We start from the raw sequence: 5908 nt of genomic DNA on the forward strand, positions 1-5908 counted from the left end.
CTCAACATCTGGCAGCGAGCGCTCGGCCAGCACGGGCCGAAGAGCGGGATCCAGGAGAAAGCGGACAAGGACAAGCGCTTCAACGCGCCGCAATGGCGGGACAACCCGCTGTTCGACATGATCCGCCAGAGCTACCTTCTCATCTCCGACCGGCTGCTTGGCTCGGTCGATGCGATCGAAGGGATCGACGACAAGCAGCGCGAGCGGCTGCGCTTCACGGCGCGCGCCTTCGTGGACGCAATGAGCCCGTCCAATTTCGCGCTCACCAATCCGCAGGTGCTGGAAAAGACGTTCGAGACGCGCGGCGAGAACCTTCTGAAGGGGCTCGAGAACATGCTGCGCGACATCGAGAAGGGGCAGCTCACCCATACGGCGCCCGACGCGTTCGAAATCGGCCGCAACATCGCGGTGACGCCCGGCAAGGTCGTGAAGCGGACGCCGCTCTACGAGCTCATCCAGTACAGCCCGACCACGGACGAGGTGTACGAGACGCCGCTGATCATCTTCCCGCCGTGGATCAACCGCTTCTACATCCTCGATTTGAATGAGAAAAAGAGCTTCATCCGCTGGGCCGTGGCGCAGGGGATCACGGTGTTCGTCGTCTCGTGGAAATCCGCCGACGAAACGATGAAGGACTTCACGATGGACGATTACGTCGTCCGCGGGCAGATCGACGCCATCGACACCGTGCGCGAGCTGCTGAAGGTCGATGACGTCCACCTGATCGGCTATTGCGTCGCCGGCACGACGCTTGCCGCCACCCTTGCCTTGCTCGAGGCGCGCGACGAGGCGGACAAGGTGGCGAGCGCCACCTTCTTCACCGCGCAGGTCGATTTCTCGGAGGCGGGCGATCTCGGCTTCTTCCTCGGCGACGAGCAGATGCAGCTGATCGAGCAGCTTTCCGACAAGGGCTACATGGACGGACGCTACATGGCGGCGACGTTCAACATGCTGCGCGGCCGCGACCTCATCTGGAACTACGTCACCAACAATTATCTGATGGGCGAGGATTACGTCCCGTTCGACCTCCTCCACTGGAATTCGGACACGACCAACCTCCCCGCCAAGTGGCACCAGTCCTATCTTCGCAACCTCTACCGGGACAACAAGCTCGTGCAGCCCGGCGGCGTCACGGTGGACGGCACTCCGATCAACCTTACGAAGGTGAAGACGCCGACCTACGTCCAGGCAGGCCGGGAGGACCATATCGCCCCCGCGCACAGCGTCTGGAAGATCACCCGGCACTTCCAGGGTCCGGTTCGCTTCGTGCTCGCCGGCTCCGGCCACATCGCGGGCGTCGTCAATCCGCCCGAGGCCCAGAAATATCAATATTGGGTCAACGAGGAGAAGGTCGACACGCTCGAGGAATTCATCGCGGGAGCGCACGAGACCAAGGGCAGCTGGTGGCCGGACTGGCTGCAGTGGATCGACCGCAAATCTGACGGCAAGATCCCGGTGAAGGGCGCCCGCATTCCCGGAAAGGGCAAGCTGAAGGCGATCGAGGACGCGCCCGGCAGCTACGTGCGCGCCCGCTAGAGCAACGAATCGCCTGACGACGGAGGGGCATGCTGCCAGCTGCGGCATGCCTTATGTTGCACTGCACAAATAGTTCTTGAAATCTTCGGCGACAGCGTTTATGTTGCATCGCAGCATAGAGTTTCAGGAGCTACTGACATGGCCCAGAAGAAGAACGCGCCCAAGGCGAACAAGACGCCGAAGGCCGCTGCCGAGGTGAAGGCGAAGCCCGCACGGGCCAAGCACATCGCGGCTGAAGCGAAGACGCAGCCGGCTGCCGCCAAGGCCGCTCCCGCTGCGACCGTGAAGACCAAGCCGGCTGCGCCGAAGGCGGTGCCGGCGAAGGCAGCCGCCGACGCGGCCGCCAAGACCACCAGCAAGATCAACGAAAGGACCACCGAAATGCAGAACGAAGCGACCCGCATCGCCAACGAGAACGCCCAGGCTTTCATCGGCGACATCAACGAGCGCACCAAGAACATGACCGAGCGCAGCACCCGCATGGTCGAGGAAATGACCGACCTCGCCCGCGGCAACGTCGAAGCCATCGTCGCGTCCTCGAAGGTCGCTGCCCGCGGCATCGAGACGCTGAGCCAGGAAGTCGCCGAGTTCGGCCGCAAGAGCTTCGAGGAAGCGTCGGCCACCGTCCGCACCTTCGCTGAAGTGCGTTCGGCCACCGACTTCTTCCGTATCCAGAGCGAGTTCGCCAAGAGCCAGTTCGACTCGATGGTCGCCGAGAGCTCGAAGATGAGCGAAGCGATGCTGAAGCTCGCCGGCAAAGTCGCCGAGCCGATCACCAGCCGCTACTCGGTCGCTGCCGAGCGCGTGAAGAACATCGCCGCGTAAGCGGTGCCCATCAAAGTGGTACTTTGATGGGACCCCAAAGCGACTGTTCTCGCTGAAATGAATAGGGCGGCCCCTCGGGAGAGGGAGCCGCCCTTTTCTTATTTCGTTTCAGCGGCCGTAAACCATCCGAGACTCTTGCCCGGCACACTCCGCTTGCCATATTCAGGCGCTGACATGGCATTGATTGAATCGACGATTTCCGCGGCAGGCACCCGCAAGGGCGACGAGGGAGGCACCGGCCTCGGCGTCGCCACGCGCACCCGCACCCGCACCAAGACGCCTTCGCCCTACAAGGTGCTGATGCTGAACGACGATTATACTCCGATGGAGTTCGTCGTCCTGTGCCTTCAGCGCTTCTTCAAGATGGACATCGAGGACGCCACGCGGGTGATGCTCCACGTTCACCAGCGCGGCGTCGGCGTGTGCGGCATCTTCAGCTACGAGGTGGCCGAGACCAAGGTCGCGCAGGTGATCGACTTCGCCCGCGAGAACCAGCACCCGCTCCAGTGCACGCTTGAAAAGGCCTGACGCCGCGGCCGCTTGCGCGGCGCTGCCAAAGTCCTAAGGGCCTAACATGGATCGCATCATCATCCGCGGCGGCAACCGCCTCGAAGGCAGAATCCCGATCTCCGGCGCGAAGAATGCCGCGCTGACCCTGCTCCCCTGCGCCTTGCTAACCGACGAGCCGCTGACGCTGAGGAACCTGCCCCGCCTCGCTGACGTGGACAGCTTCGGCCACCTGCTCAACCAGCTCGGCGTATCGACGACGATCGAAGGCGCCCGCCCCGACGAATTCGGCCGTGTGATGACGCTCCGCGCGGCGAACCTCACCTCCACCGTCGCGCCCTACGACATCGTCCGCAAGATGCGCGCCTCGATCCTGGTGCTCGGGCCGCTGCTCGCGCGCGCGGGCGAAGCGACGGTGTCGCTGCCCGGCGGCTGCGCGATCGGCACGCGTCCCGTCGACCTTCACCTCCGGGCCATGGAGGCGCTCGGAGCGGAGATCGAGATCGCCCGCGGCTACGTAAGGGCGACGGCGCCCGGCGGGCGCCTCCGCGGCGGCACGATCAGCTTCCCCTTCGTCTCCGTCGGCGCCACCGAAAATGCGCTGATGGCGGCCGTTCTTGCGAAGGGCACGACGGTGATCGAGAACGCGGCTCGCGAGCCCGAGATCACCGACCTCGCCAAGTGCCTGATCGCGATGGGCGCCCATATCGAGGGCCTGCGCACCGACACCCTCACCATCGAGGGCGTGAACCGCCTCCACGGCGCCACCTACGCAGTCATGCCCGATCGGATCGAGGCCGGCAGCTATGCCTGCGCCGCGATCATCACCGGCGGTTCGCTGGACCTGGTCGGCGCGCGCAAGGAAACCATGCCCTCCATCCTCTCCGGTCTCACCGATGCCGGCGGGATCGTCGAGGACGTTCCGGGCGGCCTCCGCGTCCGCGCCGACGGAGGGATCAAGCCGCTCTCCATCTCGACCGCGCCCTACCCCGCTTTCCCCACCGACATGCAAGCGCAGTTCATGTCGATGCTGACGCTCGCCGAAGGCACCAGCCTCCTCACCGAGACGATCTTCGAGAACCGCTACATGCACGTGCCTGAGCTCAGCCGAATGGGCGCCGACATCGAGGTTCGCGGCCGGGCCGCGGTGGTGAAGGGCGTGAAGCACCTCCACGGCGCGCAGGTCATGGCAACCGACCTCCGTGCCTCGATGAGCCTCGTCCTCGCCGGCCTGGCCGCCGAAGGGGAAACCCAGGTCGGCCGCGTCTATCATCTCGATCGGGGCTATGAGCGGCTGGAGGAGAAGCTCCAGGCGGTCGGCGCCGACATCGAGCGCGCCAGCGACGGCTGAGCTAGGTCAGCACCTCGGCCGCGTGGATCAGGAGGCCGACGAGGCCGCCCACGAGCGTTCCGTTGATACGGATATATTGAAGGTCGCGGCCGACGGCTCCTTCCAGGCGGCCGGTGATGGTCTTGGCGTCCCAGCCGCGGATCGTGTCTGAGACCAACGTGACGATGCCGCTGCCGTAGCTTGCAACACCGCCGACGACGGCGCGGCGGGCGAACTGGTTGATCGTGCCCTTCAGCCGATCGTCCTGCTGCAATGTCGTGCCAAGCTGCCGGATCGCATCGCCGAACTTTCCGGCCATCGTCGCGTCGGGATTGCGAGCGGCGGCAAGGAGGCTGGCGCGGCTGCTTTCCCAGAAGGCCTCGATCCACTGCGCCACGGCCGGGTTGCCGATGAGGTCGTTCTTGAACGCCTCCACCCGGGCTCGAAGCTCGGGGTCTTCCTGCAGATCCCAGGCGAGCTGCACCAGCCGGTCCTCAAGCTCGAGGCGGGCGGGGTGATCGACGTCGACGGCAAGGTCGATGCTGAGCTGACGAATGCCGTTGATCAGCCGATCGGCGATCGTCTCGTTGAGCCCGGTCGAGCGGATCAGCCAATTGGACCGCTCCTTCACCATCCGGCGGATGGTGTCCTCCTGCGTGTCGACGATCCGTCCTGCGGTGGCGATTGCGGCATCCAGGATCGGGATGTGCCGGTCTTCCGTGATCGCGGCCTGGAGCAGGCGGCCGAGCAGGGGTGACACTTCCATTGCGCGCAGCCGGTTCGCAATGGCGCCCTTGATCATGCCGCCGAGCCGCTCCGGATCGAGCGATTCGAGCACGTCCGCGATCAGCCGGGAGGCGCCTTCGCGGAGGCGGCTGCCCTGGCCTTGGGGGCTGGTGAGGAAGCGGCCGACGGCTCCGGCAACGTCGATGCCCCGCATCCGCCGCGCGACCACCGACGGCGTGAGGAAATTGTCCTTCAGGAACTGCGCGAGCGTGTCCCCGATCCGGTCCTTGTTGCGGGGGATGATCGCCGTGTGCGGGATCGGCAGGCCGAGCGGGTGACGGAACAATGCCGTGACCGCGAACCAGTCGGCAAGTCCGCCCACCATCGCCGCCTCCGCGAAGGCGCGGACGAAGCCCCAGGCGGGGTGGACATCTTCGAAGCGGCCGGCGGTGATGAACACGGCGGCCATCACCACGAGCATGCTGGTGGCAATCACCCGCATGCCGCGGGCTCCGCCCTGCGTGGGATTGAATCGGTTGAGGCCGGTCCGCTCGAGCAGGGTCATCGCCCCCTCAATGACTGGACCGGCCTATTGGTTCACTCAGCCGGCAGCGGTGCCGGAGCGCCGGTGGGAGCTTCCTTGCCCGAGGCCACGAACCGGGCGAAGCGGCGGCCGAGCCAGCTTTCCACATCGATCGCGAGGCTGAAGCTCGCAGGCACGATGAGCAAAGTCAGGACCGTCGAGAAGATGAGGCCGCCGATCACGGTGACGCCCATCGGGCCCCGGAAGGAGCCGTCGCCGGTGAGCGACAGAGCCACCGGCACCATGCCCGCGACCATCGCCACCGTCGTCATCACGATCGGCTGCGCGCGCTTGTGGCCCGCTTCCAGGATCGCGGTGTCCTTGTCGACGCCGCGGTCGATCTCCTCGATCGCGAAATCGACCAGCAGGATCGAGTTCTTGGCCACGATCCCCAGCAGCAT

Annotated in this window: 6 protein-coding genes; 4 read left to right on the plus strand and 2 right to left on the minus strand. The window is 65.6% G+C overall.

Features of this window, described 5'->3' with window-relative positions; all coding sequences use genetic code 11:
• The 4 genes from VF662_RS14285 to murA form a co-directional block, all read left to right on the plus strand.
• The coding region (locus VF662_RS14285) for a PHA/PHB synthase family protein (protein WP_464142435.1) at positions 1-1536 on the plus strand (1536 nt) is incomplete at its 5' end.
• Between the two features lie 138 nt (positions 1537-1674).
• Complete coding sequence (locus VF662_RS14290) at positions 1675-2361, plus strand: phasin family protein (RefSeq protein WP_464142437.1); 687 nt, start codon at positions 1675-1677, stop codon at positions 2359-2361.
• 174 nt (positions 2362-2535) lie between these two features.
• Entirely contained in the window at positions 2536-2889 is a 354-nt protein-coding gene (clpS, locus tag VF662_RS14295) for an ATP-dependent Clp protease adapter ClpS (RefSeq protein WP_464142439.1), read from the plus strand.
• 46 nt (positions 2890-2935) lie between these two features.
• Entirely contained in the window at positions 2936-4219 is a 1284-nt protein-coding gene (gene murA, locus VF662_RS14300; RefSeq protein WP_464142442.1) for a UDP-N-acetylglucosamine 1-carboxyvinyltransferase, read from the plus strand.
• A 1-nt stretch (position 4220) separates the two neighbouring features.
• Here the strand turns inward: murA and VF662_RS14305 are convergent, their stop codons facing one another.
• Together VF662_RS14305 and VF662_RS14310 are read right to left on the minus strand one after the other, a co-directional pair.
• On the minus strand, positions 4221-5489 hold the full coding sequence (locus VF662_RS14305; protein WP_464142444.1) for a DUF445 domain-containing protein: 1269 nt from the start codon (positions 5487-5489) through the stop codon (positions 4221-4223).
• Positions 5490-5521: 32 nt separating this feature from the next.
• The coding region (locus VF662_RS14310; RefSeq protein ID WP_464142446.1) for an efflux RND transporter permease subunit at positions 5522-5908 on the minus strand (387 nt) is incomplete at its 5' end.

The sequence above is a fragment of the Allosphingosinicella sp. genome, assembly GCF_036387215.1.
Taxonomy (GTDB): Bacteria; Pseudomonadota; Alphaproteobacteria; order Sphingomonadales; family Sphingomonadaceae; genus Allosphingosinicella.